We start from the raw sequence: 19827 nt of genomic DNA, 5'->3' as shown, positions 1-19827 counted from the left end.
GCTGCTTAGTCCGCGGGCTCAAGCTTGTCCTGGGTGCGGGTCTCAAAGTCACTGGCATCGTGGCGTTCATGCAGTTGGGTGTGCAGCTCGCCAAACGGCCGGTTGACCATGCGTCCACGCTGAACTGTCGGACGGGCGTCGATGGTCTTGGCCCACCGCATAACGTTCTTGTACGATTCGACGTCCAGAAATTCTGCCGCCTCATAAAGACGGCCCAGAACCAATTGCCCGTACCAGGGCCAGATGGCGATATCAGCGATCGTATACTCGTCACCTGCGATATAGGTCTTGTTTTCCAGTTCCCGATCCAGGACGTGCAATTGGCGTTTGGCTTCCATGGCAAATCGATCAATCGGATATTGCCATTTTTCCGGTGCGTAGGCGTAGAAATGGCCAAACCCGCCACCCAGATAGGGCGCGCTGCCCATCTGCCAGAACACCCAATTCATCACTTCGGTGCGTTCCGGGCCCGCTTCGGGCAGGAGCGCGCCAAACTTTTCTGCCAAATGAAACAGGATCGAGGCGCTTTCGAATACCCGGACCGGGTTTTCGCCTGACCGGTCCCACAACGCGGGAATCTTCGAGTTCGGGTTGGCATCGACAAAGCCCGAGCCAAATTGATCGCCCTCACCGATGTTGATAAGCCAGGCGTTGTATTCGGCCTCGGAATGACCCAAGGCCAGCAACTCCTCGAGCATGATGGTTACTTTGACCCCGTTGGGTGTCGCCAGCGAATAAAGCTGAAGCGGGTGCTTCCCGACCGGCAGATCCTTGTCATGCGTCGCCCCGGCGATTGGCCGGTTGATATTGGCAAACTGCCCACCGCTTTCGCTGTCCCAGGTCCAGACCTTCGGAGGGGTGTAGGTGGATTGATCGCTCATGTCCTGCATTCCTTATCAAAGCCCGGTCAGCGGGCGGCTGTTCTGACAGCTAATATTGCAATCGGCAAAGTCCAACCCCTGATGATCGACAGGTTTTGTAACAATCCGGCCCTTTCGCCCTCACGTTTGCTGTTTGATGGTCACAGGGGCGCGAGGTGCACTTCGCGTATCCTCAGAATCACCTATTGTCTGTTCAGACCCGCAGTTCGGGCACCCTGAAACCGTAAGGATACGAAGGATTACCACATGAAACGCTTTGCGCTGACCACCGCATTCGCCCTTGCATTTGCTGCACCCGTTTTCGCTGGGGACCAATATGTCGATGGAACCGGATTTGCAGTCTCGGGCTACGATGTCGTCTCGTATCGCAGTCTGGATCAGTCAGCGATTGGCCAGTCGCAGCCTGCGCCAGTGCGCGGTCGTGCGGACATCACTGCCGACTACAACGGCGCCACCTGGGCTTTTGCCAGTGAAGAAAACCGTGACAAGTTCCTTGAAAACCCAGCCTTCTACGCCCCCCAGTATGACGGTCACTGCGCCTATGGCGTCTCAAAGGGTGGCAAGGTTCCGGCCAATCCAAACCTGTGGCGAATTGTTGATGACAAGCTGTATCTGAACATCACTGATGTGGTTGTTGGATTCTGGGAAGAGGACGTGCCCGGCAACATCAATCTGGCCGAAGGCAACTGGCCTGGTATTGAATCGGATGCCGCATCGACCAGCGTGATCCCGAAATTTACCTCGGAAGGTCCGATCTCGAACTAATCAGGACGGATAGTATGAAAGCCCGGTCCCAATTCGGCCGGGCTTTTGTCTGTCATATGGCCGTATCTACGAGGCGAGCCAGAACGCGTCGCGCATGCTCTGATCCGCTTCGAACCGGATTTTGACACTCTTGGCCCCGGGGAATTTCCGCTCGCGGATGGTGTCGGGGACGATGACTTCGCCCGGACCTGCGTTCTTGGACTGGAACGACAGGATTTCGGGGTCGGACTTTCGACCACTGGCCAGGACCGACGTGGGCAAAGCCACGCGGTTCGAACCCTCGCAGACCGGCGTTGTGACAAAATACGTCAATTCTCGCCCGAAACATCCGATGGCGTCCGGCACGTGATCCGCAATTTCTGAGTCGACGGCACCCGGAGCTTCGTCCTGATTGCCCCGCATGTGGCACAGCGCCTGATCCGGGCGCAGCATGCCGCGGCAAATTTCGATTTCTGACGCGGCCAGATCGATCAATCGCTTTTTCAGTGTCGGACGCTTCGGTGTGGCCGGACCGTCTGGGCCTGTCGTTGTCAGACCCTCTTTGCGCAGAAAATCATACGCGGTCTTGGCCTTCGAGAAATCGGAATAATCCCCGCCGGTGTGGTCGGGATGTGCATGAAAGGCGATGTCGCGCCAGGCATTGCGAATGTCTCTGGCTGTTGCGCCTTGGGATAGCCCGAGGGCTTGCAGGGCCTCGGCCCGTGCATTCACTTTGTTTACTGGTTCCATAACTCGGAAAACTCTTCAAAACTTAACCAAGGCCAGTTTGCCATCGGTCACATTTTTGTCAAATTTTCCCGTGTATTGGCAGTGGTTTGGCGCACAGTCGCTACGCCAAACCCGGATTGTTGCGAAAGTCGAATCCCAAGGCGTCAGGCAACGTTCTGCAAGGCGGTGCGCGGCGTGATCCCCAACGCAAAGCAAACGTCACGGGTCAGTTCCGGGCGGTTGAGCGTATAAAAGTGCAGCTTGTCCACACCACCGTCGATCAGGTCGGAACACAACTCGGTGCAGAGCGCTGTTGCCAACAGCTCTTCGCGGTCGTCGCGCAGTGCCTTCTCAAACGCTTGCTCGACCCAGTCCGGTATGCGCGTCCCGCAGCGCCGTGCAAAGTTCCGCGCACCTTTCCAATTTTCGATGGGCAATATGCCCGGGACGATCGGCTTGTCGATCCCGGCTTTGGCGCAGGCGTCGCGAAAGCGGAAGAAAGTCTCGGCCTCGAAAAAGAACTGCGTCAGCGCCTCGTCCGCACCGGCGTCCAATTTGGCCTTGAGCCAATCGATATCCGTGCGCGCGTTTTGAGCTTCGGGGTGGATGTCAGGGTATGCGCCAACGCGGATATTGAACATCTCGGTTTCGGCCAGCGCCGAAATCAGCTCGACAGAATTGGCGAAACCGTCCGGGTGCGGCTCAAAGCGGTCGGTTCCTTTCGGGGGATCGCCCCGCAAGGCAACAATGTTCTCGACCCCGGCGCGCGCAAAACTATCGGCGATATCCAGGGTTTCCTGACGCGACGCATCCACGCATGTCAGATGCGCGGCCACCTTGAGACCAGATGATTTGTGCAAAGTCGCAACCGCATCGCGCGTCAATTCACGCGTTGTTCCACCCGCGCCGTAAGTCACCGACACAAACCGGGGTTCCAGCGGCGCGAGTGTCTGAACCGTATCCCAAAGCCGGAAGGATGCCTCAAGCGTCTGGGGCGGAAAGAACTCAAAGGATATCTCGGGCTGGGTCATCATGGCCTCTCGGGTTGTCGTTTGTGCCCTTGTGCCATGTCTGGCAATGTGAGACAAATTCATATTGCTCAAGAACAACATGAGTCATGTGAAAGATGCATATCGAATTCCGGCACCTGCGCACCATCAAGGCGATCCATGAATGCGGCGGTCTGGCCCGGGCTGCGGATCAGCTCAACATCACGCAATCGGCGCTGAGCCATCAGATCAAGGGGTTGGAGGATCAGGCCGGGGTCGAACTGTTCCTGCGTCGGTCCAAACCGATGAAACTGTCGGCTGCGGGGTTGCGTCTGTTGCGTTTGGCCGAACAGATATTACCGCAGGTCGAGGCGATGCAGGATGAGTTTTCGTCGCTGCGCGACGGCAAGACCGGGCGCATGCATATCGCGATCGAATGCCACGCTTGTTTCGAATGGCTGTTTCCCGTGCTGGAAAACTTTCGAAAATCCTGGCCTGACGTGGATGTCGACATCCGCCCCGGACTGGCCTTCGACGCCTTACCGGCCCTGCAAAAAGAAGAGGTGGACCTGGTCGTTTCATCCGACCCCGAGAATTTGCCGGGCGTCGAATTCGTGGAGCTATTTGACTATAACGCGGTTTTTGTCGCGGCTTCGGCGCACCCGCTGGCCAGGAAGACCTATATCGAGGCCGAGGATTTTCGCGGGCAGACCCTGATCACCTATCCCGTCGAACGCACGCGTCTGGACGTGTTCAGCCAGTTATTGATCCCCGCGCGGGTGGAACCGGCGACGATCCGACAGGTTGAACTGACCGCAGTAATCCTGTTGCTCGTCGCCTCGAACCGGGGCATATCGGTCCTGCCCGACTGGGTGGTGCGCGAGGTCAAGTACAACTCGGACTACGTCACACGGCCCCTGACCAAAGACGGGATCACGCGCAGGCTCTACGCCGCTGTGCGGTCCGAGGATCTGGAAAAACCCTTTGTTCAGGAGTTGGTGAAACTGGCCCGGACCGAGGCGCGCAAGTTGCAGTCGGAATAGGCGTAAATTGCGGGTCTGCTATGCGCATCATTCCTCTTGGCAAGGACGCATTGCCCCAGTATACGCGCGGTTTGACCGGACAGGAGCCTTTGGACAATGGTTGGCAGTGCAAATCTCAACATCATGATCAAAGCCGCGCGCAAGGCGGGGCGGTCTCTGGTCAAGGATTTTCGTGAAGTCGAGAACCTGCAAGTGTCGATGAAAGGCGCGGGGGACTTTGTTTCCAAGGCCGACATCGCCGCCGAGGCGATCCTGAAAGAGGAACTGCTGGGCGCGCGTCCCACCTATGGCTGGCTGGCCGAAGAGGGCGGATCCATCGATGGCGAAGACCCGACCCGCCGCTGGATCGTCGACCCGTTGGACGGCACCACCAACTTTCTGCACGGTCTGCCGCACTGGGCCGTTTCGATTGCGCTGGAACACAAAGGCAAGATCGTAGCCGGTGTGATCTATGATGCTGCCAAGGATGAGATGTTCTTTGCCGAAAAGGGCGAAGGCGCGTGGATGAATGACACTCGAATTCGTGTCTCGGGCCGCCATCGCATGATCGAATCGATCTTTTCGACCGGTCTGACGTTCGGAGGTCGCTCGGACCTGCCGGCGACATTGCAGGACTTGGCCCGCCTGATGCCCGCCTGCGCCGGCGTGCGCCGCTGGGGCGCCGCGGCGCTGGACATGGCCTATGTGGCCGCCGGTCGTTACGAAGGGTTCTGGGAACGCCGCCTGAATGCCTGGGATCTGGCCGCCGGTATTATCATCGTCAAGGAAGCCGGAGGCTTTGTTCAGCCGCTGAACCCCGAGGGCAGCGTGTTGGACGATGGCGAAGTGATCTGCGCCAATGAGCCGATCTTTGACACGTTCGCCAAGGTTATCCGCGGCTAAGCACTCCGCTTACCTGAAAGCGAAAGGCGCGCCCCGTTTGAGGCGCGCTTTGTTGTTCAGAAGTCAACTTCAATCGCGATGCCTTGCTTCACGGCCAGATCAACAACCGCGCTTGCGACGGCCAGATCCTGTAAGCCGACGCCTGTACCATCGAACAGAGTCACTTCGTCGTCCGACTGTCGCCCGGGATGCGTGCCGTTGATCACCTCGCCAATTTGCCGAATATCGGCTTCGGTCTTCGAGCCTGCGGCGACCGCGTGCTGACATTCGCCTAGCGTTATCGATTGCGCAACTTCGTCGGTAAAGACGCGCGCACGGGCGACCAGATCGGTGGCGATCTCTTGTTTGCCAATGGTGTCAGTTCCCATGCAGGCGATGTGCGTGCCGTCCGAGACATGCTCTGACATCAGGGACGGGGCAAAGGAAGAGGTGATGGTGATTATGACATCCGCCTCTGTCAGTCCCGACAGGTCCACGGCCTCAAATGGCAATCCCGCTTCGTCTGCGACTTCGGCAATGTTTGGCAGCATCTCGGGATGCAGGTTCCAACCGATGACCTTTTCAAACGCGCGCTGTTCCAGCGCGGCCCGTAGCTGGAATTTGGCCTGATGCCCCGCTCCAACCATCCCGATGACCTTGGCGTCCTTACGCGCCAGATGATTGATCGAAACCGAAGAGGCCGCAGCGGTTCTGAGCGCAGTCAGAAGGTTGCCACCGACCACCGCCTTGACCCGTCCTGTGTCCGGGTCAAACAGAAATACGGTCGACTGGTGATTGATCAGCCCATGTGTTTCAAGATTGTTGGGCCAATACCCACCGGCCTTTAGGCCCAGCGTCATGCCCGCCCGGTCAAACCCACCTTTGAATCCATAAAGCGCATCGGCGTGACCAATGGCCTCGCGCACCACCGGAAAGTTATACGCATCGCCCGAGGCCATCGCGGCAAAAACCTGCTCGACCGCCTCGTAACTTTCCGTCCGCCCCAACAGGGCGCTGATTTCCTTTTCAGGTACGATGATCATCGTTTGTGCCTTTCTCGTGCCGTGATGGCCGCAATGCAAACGGGGCGGGTGGAAACGCCGCCCCGTTGATCAACAAAAACCGTGTTCAGTACGCTTTGCCGCGTGCCGAAACCGGCCAAAGGGCTTCGACCTTGCCGTTTCGAACACCGACATACCAATCGTGGACATTGCAGGTCGGGTCGCAATGGCCGGGCACGAGACGCAGCTTGTCGTTGACCTTCAGAACAGCGTCAGGATCGCCGATCACGCCGTGCTCGTCCGAGCATTTGAGGTATTCGACATCGTCGCGACCATAGATGAAAGGCAACCCACTATCGACCGACTGCGCCTTGAGGCCTGCGTCGCAGATGGCTTTATCCGCTTTGGCGTGGCTCATAACGCTGGTCAGAATGAACAGCGCGTTCTCCCATTCGCCCTGATCGATCCGCTTGCCGTTCTCGTCCAGAATTCGACCATAGTCCGCATCCATGAACGCGTAGGAGCCGCACTGAAGCTCGTTATAAACGCCCGAATTGCTTTCGAAATAATACGACCCGGTACCGCCGCCCGAGACCAGTTCGCAGTCGATCCCTTCGGCCTTGAGCCCATCAACCGCGTCCTTGACCATAGCGATGGCAGTGTCCAGCTTTTCCTTGCGGGCCTCATAGGTGTCGAGGTGCTGCATCGCGCCCTGATAGGCTTGAATGCCGGTGAATTTCAGGTTGGGTGCTTCTTCGACAGCCTTGGCGATCTCAATGACCGCTGGGGTGGTGGTCACGCCACAGCGGCCAGCGCCGCAGTCGATCTCGACAAAGACCTCAAGCTCTGTTCCGTGGTTGACCGCGGCTGCCGACAGATCGGCGACGTTGTCAACGTCATCGACACAGACAATCGTGCGGGCACCAAGCTTTGGCAGCTGCGCCAGCCGGTTGATCTTGGCTGGATCACGCACCTGATTGGATACCAGAATGTCCTTGATGCCGCCGCGCGCAAAAACCTCGGCCTCGGATACTTTCTGGCAACACACGCCAACCGCGCCACCCAGCTTTTCCTGCAGCTTTGCGACATCAACCGATTTGTGCATCTTGCCGTGCACGCGGTGACGCATCCCGTGCGCCTTTGCATAGTCGCCCATCTTCTTGATGTTCCGCTCGAGCGCGTCCAGATCAAGGATCAGGCATGGGGTTTGGATCTCGCTCTCGTCCATGCCGATCGCGGCAGGGATATCGAAACCGACGTCCAGTTCATTGATGTTTACGGGTTTGTTCATCTCGTTCCTCCTTACCCTTTCAGCCAGGGCAGTTTGTCCAGATCCACGTTGCCGCCGGTGACAATCACGCCAACGCGTTTGCCGCGGAATATGTCCGGGTTCTTAAGAATGGTCGCGAGGGGCACTGCCGAAGATGGCTCCATCACCACGCGTAGATATTTCCAGGTCAGCTTCATCGCATCGACGATTTCGGCATCCGATGCAGTGAAAATGTCCGTCACGTTCTTGGACACAAAATGCCAGGTGTTTTCCTTGAGCGGCACAAGCAACCCGTCGGCTATGGTTTTCGGCGCGTCATCAGCGATGATGTGGCCCGCCTTGAACGACCGATATGCATCATCCGCCTGCTCGGGCTCTGCCGCATAGATCGCGGTTTCAGGGGCCAGGTTAGAAACCGTCAGACAGGTGCCCGAGACCATCCCACCGCCACCAATCGGCGCAATAACCGCGTCAACGCCGCCTGTCTGTTCCAGCAATTCGGCCGAGCAGGTTGCCTGACCCGCGATCACTCTGGGATCGTTGTAGGGGTGTACGAATTCGCCGCCGGTCTTTGCCTGAACTTCGGCAAAAGTGGCCTCGCGCGATGAGGTCGACGGCTCGCATTCGGTGATCGTGCCCCCATACCGGCGAACCGCATCCTTCTTGGCCTGTGGCGCAGTGCGCGGCATAACGACGTTGCACGGTATGCCCCGGCGACCGGCAGCATAGGAAAGAGACAATGCGTGATTGCCACTCGAATGCGTACAGACGCCCTTTAGGGCCTTGTCATCGTCAAGGCCGAACACCGCATTGCATGCGCCGCGCACTTTGAAGGCGCCGGCCTCCTGAAAGTTCTCGCATTTGAAAAACAACTGGGCTCCGGCCAGATCGTTCAGATAGTCCGAGTGCAGAACCGGAGTTTGCCGGATATACGGCCTGATCCGATCCTGTGCAGCGCGCATATCGTCGACCGTCAGGTCGGCAGCGGGAATATGGTCCAACATCAGAAGCTCCTTATGCCGCGGCTTGCGCCCGGCCATGCGGGCCAGAGCGGTAGTATTCCTGTGCCGCAGCCACGCCGCTACCCAACTGAATCGGGTAGTTCAGATCGGCCATCGCCATCTCGATTGTGGCCAGCCCGGACAGAACCATAACATCCGTCAGACTGCCGAGGTGCCCGATACGAAAGGCCTTGCTGTTCAACTGCCCCAGACCGATGCCAAATGAGACGCCATAGGCGTTGAATGCATGATCCGTTAGGGCATTGCTGTCGAACCCTTCGGGAACGTAGATCGCGCTGACAGTGTCCGAATACAGCTCGGGCGAGTTGGCAACCAGTTCCAGCCCCCAGGCATCAACGGCGCGGCGGACACCTTCGGCCAGTCGGAAGTGGCGGGCATATACATTGTCCAGACCCTCTTCGAACAGCATCTTCAGGCTTTCTCGCATGCCGTAGATCAGTTGCAGCGGCGGGGTGTAGGGAAACCCGCCTGACGCATTCGCCGCAATCATGTCGCTGAAATCAAAAAACGTACGCGGCAGAGTGGCGGTGTCCATCGCAGCCAAAGCCTTTGGGCTGACGCAAAGGATTGCCATACCCGTCGCAAGCATGAACCCCTTTTGCGATCCAGAAACTGCAATATCGACACCCCATTTGTCGAACTCGAAGGGCATTGAGGCCAGCGAACTGACGCAATCGACAAACAGCATCGCCGGATGGCCTGCCGCATCGATGGCCTGCCGAACCGCACCGATGTCAGAGCGCACTCCGGTCGCTGTTTCATTATGCGTGACCAGAACCGCACGGATGTCATGGGCTGCGTCGTCCGACAGGATGTTCTGGAACGTATTGGCGGGTGCGCCATCGCCCCAGGTGCATTCAACGACCTGAACGTCCAGCCCATGCCGTTCACACAGGTCAATCCAGCGGTGGCTGAAAACCCCATAACGCGCAACCAAGACCTTGTCGCCGGGGCTGAGCGTGTTTGTAACGGCAGCCTCCCACCCTCCGGTCCCGCTGGACGGGAAGGTGACAATCTGACCGCTCTGGGTGCCAAACACCTTTTTGGTATCTTCAAGAACGGGCGCAAAGGTTTCGACGAAATCCGGCGCGCGGTGATCCTGAGTCTGCACCTGCATGGCAAGGCGTAGCCGATCAGGGATGTTCGTTGGGCCGGGAATAAAGACCGGGTTCTGATTTGACATCGCTGTGTCCTCCGCTTTGAGGATAAGTGTCGCCGGAAATGGTGGATTTCGCAATTTTCTTGAAAAATATTTTCATTTTTCGAATTTACCCGCTAATATGCTGTTAAGAAACGCGTTCCTGTTTTCCATTCCTGCGGGTGGAGATTGGGGCTGAAAATAAACTTCAGCGCCGAAGGGCGATTTGACGTCAAGGATGGGACCAAAATGGAGACTCAGAAAAGACCACGGGGCAGGCCCAAATCACAGTTCAAGGAAAGCTCGGCGGGGACGATGCAGTCGCTGGACCGGGCCTTGGGTGTTCTGACTGCGGTCGCCCGCGTCGAGCGCGCAGCGTTAAGCGATCTGGCGCGCGAAACCGGCGTGCCCACGGCCACCACGCATCGGATTCTGACCACGCTGCAAAACCATGGTTTCGTCACCTTCGACGACGAACGGCAGGAATGGATGATCGGGATCGAGGCATATCGGACCGGAGCGTCTTTCCTGCGCCGCAACAGCGTGCTTGAGGTTGGACGCCCGATCCTGCGTCGCCTTATGCAGCAAAGCGGTGAAACGGCCAATCTTGCGGTACCAGATGGGGCCGAGGTTGTGTTTGTGGGGCAGGTCGAAACGCAGAACCCGATCCGTGCCTTTTTCCCGCCGGGTGCGCGGACGCCCATGTATGCCTCGGGCACCGGTAAGGCGATCTTGTCAGAGCTTGGCGAAGGCGCTGTGACCAAACTGATGCAACGGTTGGACGCTGAGGCTTTTACTGAACATACGCGGTTGCCGGGCGATGACTTGATGCGGGATCTGGCGGAAACCCGTGCCCGGGGCTGGTCGCATGACCGGGAAGAACGATATTATGGCATGTCCTGTATTGGTGCGGCCATTTTCGACAACAAGGCTGAACCCTGTGCCGGTGTTTCGGTTTCGGGGCCGACGGTGCGGTTCGGGCAAGATCGTGCGGCGGATCTGGCCGCGCTGGTGGTTGAGGCTGCATCCGAGATCACCGACCTCAGCGGTGGCCACCGTCCATCGGACTGATCCCCGTCTTTACCTACGGGGCACGCGCGGTATGCGCGATTGCGACAGCTTGTATTTGTGTTCCGGGTGAGGCGGGTGCCCGTGTGTGCGCGTCCAATACTCGGTGCCGCCGCGTTTCAGCCAAAGCGGAATGCACAAAACAAGGCCCACGGCGAAGCCGCCGGTATGAGCCCAATAGGCAACTCCGCCCTGATCCGGGTCGCTGGCAAAGCTACCGACGAATTGCATCCCAAGCCATACGCCCAGCATTATGTAAGCAGGGATCGTGAAGATGCGAAAATAAACGATCAATATCAAAAGGATATCAACGCGGGCTTTGGGGAACAGCAGCAGATAGCCCCCCATCACCGCAGCGATCGCACCGGACGCGCCGATGGTCGGCACAACCGACCCCGGTGCGGTCACAACATGGACAAGCCCGGCCCCGATACCGGCGACAAGATAGAACAGAAGAAACGGCAGGTGACCCATTTCGTCCTCCAGATTGTCGCCGAAAATCCAAAGAAACAGCATGTTTCCCGCAAGATGCATCCAGCCGCCGTGCAGGAACATCGACGTCACCAGTGTTTCCAGCGCGAAACCATCCGCAATCCGGGCCGGGATGATGGCATAATCGAAATACAGCCGGTTGATCAGCCGAACCTCGTCCATGATCCCGACATAGCTGAGGAAGATCAGGATATTCAATGCCATCAACGCATAGACGACATAGGGCGTGCGGCCCGAGGGATTATGATCGCGGATCGGAAACATGGCGCGACGCTGGGCTTTTCGCGGCCCAGCGTCAAGGGCCGCTTACGCCGCACCTCCCAACAGGGCGGCATTGCCACCTGCTGCTGTGGTATCGACGCAGACATGGCGTTCGGCCAGAACCCGCGTCCTGTCCGGAAGACCGGGGATCAGCGGCAGGATCGGTCCGGGGCGGCGCGCCAGATGTTGCTCGATCTCGCGCGCGGTGCTGTCATCCCCCCACCAAAGGACGCCGGCAAATCCGGTCAGTTTCTCAAGCCGGTGCAGATCCAATGCGCCGGTCGCGCAGATCGCCCTACCACCTAGGGCCTGCACCGCCTTAACCTGAGCCTGCGTTGCTTCGTTTCCCGGCCCAAGGCACAAAAGCGGGGGGCGAGGGAATTCACTCAACCGGTTGGACTCACCGGTTGGTCCGGGCAAAGATCGGGTCTCTTCCTGAGCTGGGCTACCTGCGGCGGTGGGTAAGTCGGCCATTGTCGTGTCCCACGTCTCAGACGTCGCTTGCCGATCCGGAGCACAGAATCGAGCCAGATAGTTCGGCCCGCCCGCTTTGGGACCGGTGCCGGACAAGCCTTCACCTCCGAACGGTTGCGAGCCGACAATGGCGCCGATCTGGTTGCGGTTGACATAGATATTGCCCGCGTGGATGGCGTCGGTCACATGCTGTACGCGGTCGTCGATCCGGGTGTGCAGACCAAAGGTCAGACCATACCCAGTTGCGTTGATATCAGAGATGACTGCGTCGATCTCCTGCGCTTTGAACCGGGCGACGTGCAGGACGGGGCCAAATATCTCGCGCTCCAGCGCCGCGATGCCCGATACCTCGATCAGGGTTGGCGCGACGAATGTACCAATCGGCGGGGTCGGCAATTCTTTCAGAACCCGGCCCTCTAGGCGCGCCGTAGCGATGTGATCGGTGATCGTTTGCAGGGCCTGCGCATCAATGACCGGACCGCAATCGGTAGAAATCTTCCAGGGCTCGCCAACCTGCAAAGCATCCATTGCGCCTTGCAGCATGGTCAGCAGGTCGTCGGCGATGTCTTCCTGCACGTACAGGCAGCGCAATGCTGAACAGCGTTGTCCCGCCGACTGAAACGCGCTTTCGATGATCGATTGTACCGCTTGTTCGGGCAGGGCGGTACTGTCGACGATCATGGCATTCAGACCGCCGGTTTCGGCGATCAACGGCGTCCCGGGGCGCAGATTGTCCGCCATTGCAGATCGGATTTTCTGAGCCGTTGCCGTCGACCCGGTAAAGGCCACGCCAGACACGCGCGGATCCGACGTCAGCGCTGCACCGACCGACAGACCGCCGGGCAGCAATTGCAGCGCGTCGCGCGGCACCCCTGCCTCGTGCATCAACTGGACAGCGCGATGTGCAATCAGAGGCGTCTGCGGCGCGGGCTTTGCAAGCACTGCATTGCCAGTGGCCAAAGCGGCGGCAATCTGACCGCTGAAAATCGCCAGAGGAAAGTTCCACGGGCTGATGCAGGTGAAAATGCCAGCAGGGTCTGCCTGCGGGATTCTAGCGGCGTAGTAACGCAGGAAATCCACCGCCTCGCGCAGTTCCGCGACCGCGTCCGGCACGGATTTTCCAGCCTCACGCGCCAGTAAGGCAAAAAGCTCGCCATAGTGCGCTTCGTAGAGGTCGGCGGCGGCGTTCAGCACGCGGCTACGATCCTGGGGCGTCGCATTCCACGGTCGCGCGGACGCCAATGCAAGTTCCACATCAGAATCGCTGGCTGCAGCAACCGAGCCGACACGATCCTGAGGCTGCGCCGGGTTGATGACCGGGTGCTCATCCAGCGGCTTGGCATCACCGGACAACAGCGGGCAGGCGTACCAGTGATGCGCGCGGAACGCGTCGCGGGCAGCATCGATCCGGTCCAGCGTAGGTGTGTGCTGCAGATCGAACCCTCGGGCGTTCGGGCGTTCGGGTTCAAACAGTTGCGGCCCGGTCGGCAACGATGCAGATGGCCCCCCTACGGTCAGGAACGGATCGGCGGCCACTTCTTCGGGTGCAACATCTTCATCAACGATCTGGTTCACGAAGGACGAGTTCGCGCCGTTTTCCAACAGGCGCCGGACCAGGTAAGCCAGAAGATCACGGTGCGCACCAACCGGGGCGTATATGCGGCAACGTGTGTTTTGCTGATCCTTGACGATTTGATGCAACGTTTCACCCATGCCGTGCAGGCGCTGAAACTCGAACGGCTGAACATCTGCCATATGCAGGATGGCGCTGACAGTATGGGCATTATGCGTCGCGAATTGCGGATAGATCCGGTCGGTCATGCCCAGCAGTTTGCGGGCATTGGCGATGTAGGACACGTCCGTCGCGGCCTTTTGCGTGAAGACCGGAAACCCATCGACCCCTTCGACCTGCGCGCGCTTGATCTCAGTATCCCAATAAGCACCTTTGACCAGCCGTACCATCAGCTTGCGGTCATACCGTTCCGCCATGTCGTATAGCGTATCCAGAACCAAAGCCGCACGCGGGCCATAGGCCTGAACGACCACGCCAAATCCGTCCCATCCGGCCAGTGCGGGCTCGGCCATCACTTCTTCGATGACCTGAAGCGACAGGGACAGACGGTCGGCTTCCTCGGCATCCACATTCAGGCCCATACCTGCGGCTTTGGCCAGCAAGGCCAGCGCCCGCAGGCGCGGTACCAATTCCTCCATCACCTGCTGTTCCTGCGCCAATTCGTAGCGCGGGTGCAAAGCGGACAGTTTCACCGAGATGCCCGGATTGGCGCGGATATCGTCGTGGGTGCAGGCCTCGGCGATCGCTGCAATGGCACGCGAATAGGACAGATGATAACGCGCGGCGTCGGCTTCGGTCCGGGCGGCCTCACCCAGCATGTCGTAGGAATAGGTATAGCCTTTGCCCTCCATCCCGCTGGCGCGGGACATGGCGGACTTGATGGTCTCACCCAGAACGAACTGGCGCCCCATTTCTTTCATTGCGCGACCGACGGCGGTGCGGATTACCGGTTCGCCGAGCCGTTTGATCGCACCCCGTATGGCGCTGACGGGCGAGGTTTCGCCATCGTCCAGAACGCGCCCGGTCAGCATCAACGCCCAGGTCGATGCATTGACCAGTGGCGACGACGACTGACCCAGGTGCTTGCCCCAATTCGATGGTGCAATCTTGTCTTCGATCAAAGCGTCGATCGTGTCGGCATCAGGGACACGCAGCAGTGCTTCGGCCAGACACATCAGCGCCACGCCCTCGTCGGTGGACAGACCATATTCGGCCAGAAAGACCTCCATCAGACCCGGCGCGGTGCTTGAGCGGATGTCGCGCACCAACTGTGCCGCTGACTCGCAAATGGCGCTACGGTCGGCTGGTGCCAGATCGGCCTGCGCAATCAGCGCATCAAGAATGTCGGATTGATCGGCATAGGTCAGAGAGTCGATCTTTGTGCGCAGGCTGTGTGACATGTGTACTCCGGTGCTTTTGTCCAGTATAGCTGTGAATGACCGGGACGATGGACCGAAAATTGACATTTAGAGGTCGATTGGATCGAAATTAAGGGGATTTGCGATGCAAAAAGACTTGTCCGGTCTTGACCGCTTTGATCAGGCGATCCTGACCGCATTGGCCGAAGACGGACGGATTTCGGTGGCGGATCTGGCGCGTCGGATCGGGCTTTCCAAATCGCCAACGCAGGCGCGGCTCAAGCGGCTTGAGGCAGACCGGATCATTACCGGATATCGCGCCATGCTGGACCCGATCCGGTTGGGGCTGGATCACGTGGCCTTTGTCGAAGTTCGCCTGACAGACACACGCGAACGGGCGCTGGCTGAATTCAACGCGGCGGTTCAGCGGATTGCCGAGATCGAACAGGCCCACATGATCGCTTCAAATTTCGACTACCTGCTCAAGGTACGTACCGGTTCGATGTCGCAATACCGCGCTGTGTTGGCCGAAAAGATCTCATCGCTGCCGCATGTGGCCAACACGTCGACCTTCGTTGCGATGGAGGCGGTTAAGGAGACGGGTTTGATGGACCCACCGGGTTCAGAGGGTTGAGCCAAATTGAAAACGCCCCCAATTCTTGGGGGCGCTGTATTCTTATGGACAAGGTCAGCCGACCAAACCGTTGTCGGCCCGCTTAATCGCGATCACCGACGAACGGGGGGTGCCGCCGTCGGGCCAATTGCTGCCCGGGTGTTGGATGCCGACAAACATGGTGCGCCGATCGTTCGACCACGCCAGCCCGGTGACTTCACAGCCATTCGGGCCGGTCATGAAACGAGCAATCTCGCCGGTGACGGGGTCGCCAACCAGCATCTGGTTGTTGCCGTTGCCCGCGAAATCGTCTTCGTTGTCGTCATTGCCGTCGGTCTGAATCCAGACCAGACCGGTTGAATCGATGGCCATACCATCGGGCGAATTGAACAGGTTGCCTTCGTTCACGTTGGGCGAACCAGCGCGGTCATCCGAATGTACCGTGGGATTGCCCGCCATGACGTAGAGATCCCAGTCAAAGCCGGTGGCCGCGTGATCCTCGTCTGCCGGGCGCCAGCGAACAATCTGACCGTACTTGTTGGCGTCCCGCGGGTTGGGGCCGTTGGCAGCGGTGTCATCCCCTCCGGCATTTGGTTTCACGCCTCGGTTCTTGTTGTTGGTCAGGCAGCAATAGGCCTCGACCGTGACAGGGCTGGAGGCCACCCATTCGGGGCGGTCCATGGTTGTGCCGCCCGCAGCGGATGCGGCCATGCGGGTGAAAATCAGGATTTCGGCCGCGTCCATGCCAGTGGTTTCCGGCGTCAGCGGCAGCCATTCGCCGGACATGTCATCATTGAACTTTGCAACATAGAGCGTGCCGTCGTTCAGCAGGTACTGGGTATCGACACCGGGCGCGTAGGCGGCGTTCGAGACGAACTTGTACAGATACTCACCCCGCTCATCATCGCCCATATAGACCACGACACGACCGTCCGCTGACAAGGCTACTTCAGCATTCTCATGCTTGAAACGGCCCAGGCCAGTGTGCTTGACCGGGGTGCTTTCGGGCTTGGTCGGGTCGATTTCAACAATCCAGCCCGCGCGGTGCGGCTCGTTTGGGTTTTTCGACGTGTCAAAGCGCGGGTCGAACAGCTCATAGCCGTTCCAGCTTTCGGCTTTCACGCCATAGCGCTTGAAGCCGTCGGCAACTTTTTGGTCGTAGTTGGCATTTTCGTCGGACGAGCCAAAGTAGCCGTTGAAGTTCTCTTCGCAGGTCAAATACGTGCCCCAGGGTGTTTTGCCTGAACCGCAGTTGTTCATCGTTCCCAGCGATGCGGTACCGGTCGGGTCGGCTTCGGTCTTCAACAGGTCATGACCGGCGGCGGGGCCGACAATTTTCATCGGGCTGTTGTGGTGGATACGACGGTTGAAGGGGCTGTCCTTGACAACCGACCAGCCGTCGGGGCCTTCTTTGATCTCCATCACCGTCACGCCCTGAATGTTCTGAAGTTTCAGGACATCGTCGGCGCTGGCCGGTACACCATCTTGCGCGGCGGGCAGGTTGATCTTGCGGTTCGGGTATTCGTGATTGATCGCGATCAATTCATGACCCCGGAACGAGAAGGTCTCCATTCCATCGGTGTTCTCGCCAAAGATTCGGTCGGAGTTTTCGACCGCACCGCCGTCGGTCAGATCATAGCCCTGCGCATCCGAAAACAGCGGATCGCCCCAACGCATCAGCATTTTCCACTCGTACCCCTCCGGTACGTGGACATTACCGTCGGTTTGCGCAGCAATCGGGGTAAAGGCAAAGCGCGACGCTTCGACAGCCTGCGCGGCGGTCGAGCTTAACAGACCTGTGCCCATCGCGGCAGCGCCGGACCCAAAGGCCACGACTCCGGCCAAAAATCCACGCCGGGAAACGGCGGCTTCCACAACCCGGTCAAAGTCGTTTTCCGCAGGGCGTGGGAAATGCAACTCGTCCCAGTCGTCGGCAGACAATGTGGTGGGGTTGATGTCGGTCATGGATAGCTCCTGGCTGTCTGAGTCGGTAGAATGAGCCGGATGTAGCTGTGGATTGTGACAGGAAAGTTAAACATGTCTTAAGGCAAGGTGCAGCATTTGTCCGCGCGCGTCTGTGTCTTGGAACAAGACTATTCAATCGGTATCGCTGATGATGCAGCATGGCTGAGCGGAAAGAATTCCAACTTCCTGCTTGACGACAGTTGGCACATAAAATAATCAGCCAAGACGCTGAGCGGGTATAGCTTAATGGTAAAGCCCCTGCCTTCCAAGCAGGCTATGTCGGTTCGATTCCGTCTACCCGCTCCAGCTCAGCCAGACAGCTTTGTACAGGATTTTGCTTGCGTCAAATGGCCCCCAATGGACGTGGCAATCGGGTTGACCGCTTGACCCCGGGTGCCCGTATCGCCAAGAAGTTTTGACACCGGGGACACCCCGGTCCCGAAATCTGAAGGCAAGGGCCAAAAATGGCAAGATCACGTACCGATACCCAGGTTCAGACCCAGGCCCCCGGTGCCCAGGAAGAGCGGGCGAGCTCGAAAAAGCTGGGTGTTCTTGCGTCTTTGTGGCCCTTCATGAAAGCCTATCGTGGGCTGATGATCGGTGCCACGCTTGCGCTGGTGTTGACAGCCGGGATGACCTTGACGCTGCCACTGGCGGTGCGGCGGGTCGTCGACAATTTCCGCATCGAGGACGGAGAGCTGCTGGATTGGTATTTTCTGGCGGCGCTGGGCATTGCGGCCATTCTGGCGGTGGGAACGGGTGTGCGCTACGCGCTGGTCACGCGGCTAGGCGAACGGGTCGTGGCCGATATCCGCAAGGCGGTGTTCGACCGGGTCATCGGGATGAGCCCCGAGTTCTACGAACGCATCATGACCGGAGAGGTCCTGAGCCGCATCACCACCGACACGACCCTGATTCAATCGGTCATCGGCTCGTCGGTGTCGATTGCATTGCGCAATTTGCTGATGTTCATCGGCGGGCTAGTCCTGATGTTGCTGACTTCCGCCAAGCTGACCGGTCTGGTGTTGTTGCTGATCCCGATCGTCATCGTCCCGATTTTGGTTCTTGGGCGCCGCCTGCGCGTCATCAGCCGCGAAAATCAGGATTGGATCGCAGCATCTTCGGGCAATGCAGGCGAGGCGTTGGGTGCGGTGCAGACCGTGCAGGCCTTTACACACGAACAGGCCAGCCGCAAACAATTCGGTGACATGACCGAGACGTCCTATCTGGTGTCTTTGAAACGCATCTGGACGCGCGCGATTCTGACGGTCATCGTCATCTTTCTGGTGTTTTCGGGCATTGTCGGCGTGCTGTGGATGGGTGCCAACGACGTGCGAAACGGCATCATGACCGAGGGCGTTCTGATCCAGTTCGTGATCTATTCGGTCATCATGGCGGGCTCGGTTGCGGCGCTGTCGGAAATCTGGAGCGAATTGCAACGCGCCGCCGGGGCGACCGAACGCCTGGCCGAGTTGCTGAATGCGCAAGACACCGTGACCGATCCGTCGCGGACCGTGGCTCTGCCGCAGCCGGTACGTGGCGAGATTTTGTTCGACGACGTCACCTTCCGCTATCCGTCGCGGCCCGAACATGCGGCGCTGGAGCAACTCAACCTGTCGATTAAACCGGGGGAAACCGTGGCATTTGTCGGCCCGTCCGGTGCGGGCAAGACAACTGTCATCCAACTCATTCAGCGGTTCTACGATCCCGAGGCGGGGCAGGTCTGTCTGGACGGTGTGAACCTGCGCGATCTCGACCGTGCGGAATTTCGCAAACACATGGCGCTGGTGCCGCAAGACCCGGTGATCTTTGCCGCCTCGGCCCGTGAAAATATCCGGTTCGGGCGTCTGGACGCCACCGATGCCGAGGTTGAAGCCGCCGCCCGTGCCGCCGCAGCACATGACTTCATTGCCGCCTTGCCGCAAGGCTATGACAGTTTCGTCGGCGAGCGCGGCGTCATGCTGTCTGGTGGTCAAAAGCAGCGTATCGCCATCGCACGGGCCATTCTCAGGGATGCGCCGGTCCTTCTGCTGGACGAGGCGACCTCGGCCCTTGATGCCGAAAGCGAACGTGCGGTGCAGGGCGCGGTCGACCAGATGCGGGCTGGTCGGACAACGTTGATCGTGGCACATCGGCTCGCGACCGTAAAAAAAGCGGATCGGATCGTGGTGCTTGAGGCAGGCCAAATCGTGGCGCAGGGCGCGCATGACGATCTGGTGGCTCAGGACGGGCTTTATGCCCGCCTTGCGCGGCTTCAGTTCACCGATGGTGTGGCCGCCGAATGAAGTGACGTACCGGCATTCCGGGACTCGCCGTAGCGTCATTCTACATTTTGTTGCTTTCCA

Annotated in this window: 16 protein-coding genes and 1 tRNA gene; 7 read left to right on the top strand and 10 right to left on the bottom strand. The window is 59.1% G+C overall.

The features are described from left to right. Positions 1-5 precede the first annotated feature (5 nt). A complete protein-coding gene (yghU, locus tag ACR0LX_RS11690; protein WP_480783870.1) occupies positions 6-881 on the bottom strand; it encodes a glutathione-dependent disulfide-bond oxidoreductase in 876 nt (291 codons plus the stop codon). A gap of 246 nt (positions 882-1127) precedes the next feature. Between yghU and ACR0LX_RS11685 the strand changes: the two genes are divergently transcribed. Further along, entirely contained in the window at positions 1128-1646 is a 519-nt protein-coding gene (locus ACR0LX_RS11685) for a YHS domain-containing (seleno)protein (protein ID WP_480572709.1), read from the top strand. A 66-nt stretch (positions 1647-1712) separates the two neighbouring features. Here the strand turns inward: ACR0LX_RS11685 and ACR0LX_RS11680 are convergent, their stop codons facing one another. Next, a complete protein-coding gene (locus tag ACR0LX_RS11680) occupies positions 1713-2375 on the bottom strand; it encodes a DnaJ domain-containing protein (protein ID WP_480783869.1) in 663 nt (220 codons plus the stop codon). A gap of 143 nt (positions 2376-2518) precedes the next feature. After that, a complete protein-coding gene (gene metF, locus ACR0LX_RS11675; RefSeq protein ID WP_480572713.1) occupies positions 2519-3385 on the bottom strand; it encodes a methylenetetrahydrofolate reductase [NAD(P)H] in 867 nt (288 codons plus the stop codon). A 95-nt stretch (positions 3386-3480) separates the two neighbouring features. Between metF and ACR0LX_RS11670 the strand changes: the two genes are divergently transcribed. Both ACR0LX_RS11670 and ACR0LX_RS11665 read left to right on the top strand, forming a co-directional pair. After that, positions 3481-4386 (top strand): LysR family transcriptional regulator, encoded by a 906-nt coding sequence (locus tag ACR0LX_RS11670; protein WP_480783868.1) that lies wholly within the window; start codon positions 3481-3483, stop codon positions 4384-4386. Between the two features lie 96 nt (positions 4387-4482). Beyond that, a complete protein-coding gene (locus tag ACR0LX_RS11665) occupies positions 4483-5268 on the top strand; it encodes an inositol monophosphatase family protein (RefSeq protein WP_480783867.1) in 786 nt (261 codons plus the stop codon). Between the two features lie 56 nt (positions 5269-5324). On the opposite strand, the gene bhcD is transcribed toward ACR0LX_RS11665, so the two are convergent. From bhcD to bhcA, 4 genes are all read right to left on the bottom strand, one after another. Further along, positions 5325-6290 (bottom strand): iminosuccinate reductase BhcD, encoded by a 966-nt coding sequence (gene bhcD, locus ACR0LX_RS11660; RefSeq protein WP_480783866.1) that lies wholly within the window; start codon positions 6288-6290, stop codon positions 5325-5327. A gap of 85 nt (positions 6291-6375) precedes the next feature. Continuing rightward, positions 6376-7539 (bottom strand): 3-hydroxy-D-aspartate aldolase BhcC, encoded by a 1164-nt coding sequence (gene bhcC, locus ACR0LX_RS11655; protein ID WP_480783865.1) that lies wholly within the window; start codon positions 7537-7539, stop codon positions 6376-6378. Between the two features lie 11 nt (positions 7540-7550). Next, on the bottom strand, positions 7551-8522 hold the full coding sequence (bhcB, locus tag ACR0LX_RS11650) for a beta-hydroxyaspartate dehydratase BhcB (protein ID WP_480783864.1): 972 nt from the start codon (positions 8520-8522) through the stop codon (positions 7551-7553). Positions 8523-8532: 10 nt separating this feature from the next. Next, a complete protein-coding gene (gene bhcA / locus ACR0LX_RS11645; RefSeq protein ID WP_480783863.1) occupies positions 8533-9723 on the bottom strand; it encodes an L-aspartate--glyoxylate aminotransferase BhcA in 1191 nt (396 codons plus the stop codon). 204 nt (positions 9724-9927) lie between these two features. Here bhcA and ACR0LX_RS11640 point away from each other — a divergent pair, with 204 nt between their 5' ends. Then, entirely contained in the window at positions 9928-10749 is an 822-nt protein-coding gene (locus tag ACR0LX_RS11640; RefSeq protein ID WP_480783862.1) for an IclR family transcriptional regulator, read from the top strand. Between the two features lie 9 nt (positions 10750-10758). On the opposite strand, the gene ACR0LX_RS11635 is transcribed toward ACR0LX_RS11640, so the two are convergent. Both ACR0LX_RS11635 and putA read right to left on the bottom strand, forming a co-directional pair. Beyond that, positions 10759-11502 (bottom strand): rhomboid family intramembrane serine protease, encoded by a 744-nt coding sequence (locus tag ACR0LX_RS11635; RefSeq protein ID WP_480783861.1) that lies wholly within the window; start codon positions 11500-11502, stop codon positions 10759-10761. Between the two features lie 42 nt (positions 11503-11544). Beyond that, positions 11545-14946: a bifunctional proline dehydrogenase/L-glutamate gamma-semialdehyde dehydrogenase PutA gene (gene putA, locus ACR0LX_RS11630; RefSeq protein WP_480783860.1), complete on the bottom strand. Its 3402-nt coding sequence runs from the start codon at positions 14944-14946 to the stop codon at positions 11545-11547. 103 nt (positions 14947-15049) lie between these two features. Here putA and ACR0LX_RS11625 point away from each other — a divergent pair, with 103 nt between their 5' ends. Next, positions 15050-15538 (top strand): Lrp/AsnC family transcriptional regulator, encoded by a 489-nt coding sequence (locus tag ACR0LX_RS11625; RefSeq protein WP_480572732.1) that lies wholly within the window; start codon positions 15050-15052, stop codon positions 15536-15538. A gap of 54 nt (positions 15539-15592) precedes the next feature. Here the strand turns inward: ACR0LX_RS11625 and ACR0LX_RS11620 are convergent, their stop codons facing one another. Further along, complete coding sequence (locus tag ACR0LX_RS11620; protein WP_480783859.1) at positions 15593-17482, bottom strand: PhoX family protein; 1890 nt, start codon at positions 17480-17482, stop codon at positions 15593-15595. A gap of 232 nt (positions 17483-17714) precedes the next feature. Here ACR0LX_RS11620 and ACR0LX_RS11615 point away from each other — a divergent pair. Together ACR0LX_RS11615 and ACR0LX_RS11610 are read left to right on the top strand one after the other, a co-directional pair. Next, positions 17715-17788 (top strand) — tRNA-Gly (locus tag ACR0LX_RS11615). A gap of 158 nt (positions 17789-17946) precedes the next feature. Continuing rightward, the gene (locus tag ACR0LX_RS11610; RefSeq protein WP_480783858.1) at positions 17947-19767 is read left to right on the top strand and encodes an ABC transporter transmembrane domain-containing protein; all 1821 of its coding nucleotides are present in this window, start codon (positions 17947-17949) and stop codon (positions 19765-19767) included. The last annotated feature ends 60 nt before the right edge of the window (positions 19768-19827 follow it).

This window comes from Ruegeria sp. CH11, assembly GCF_056537105.1.
This window is presented reverse-complemented; position numbering and strand designations above follow the sequence as displayed.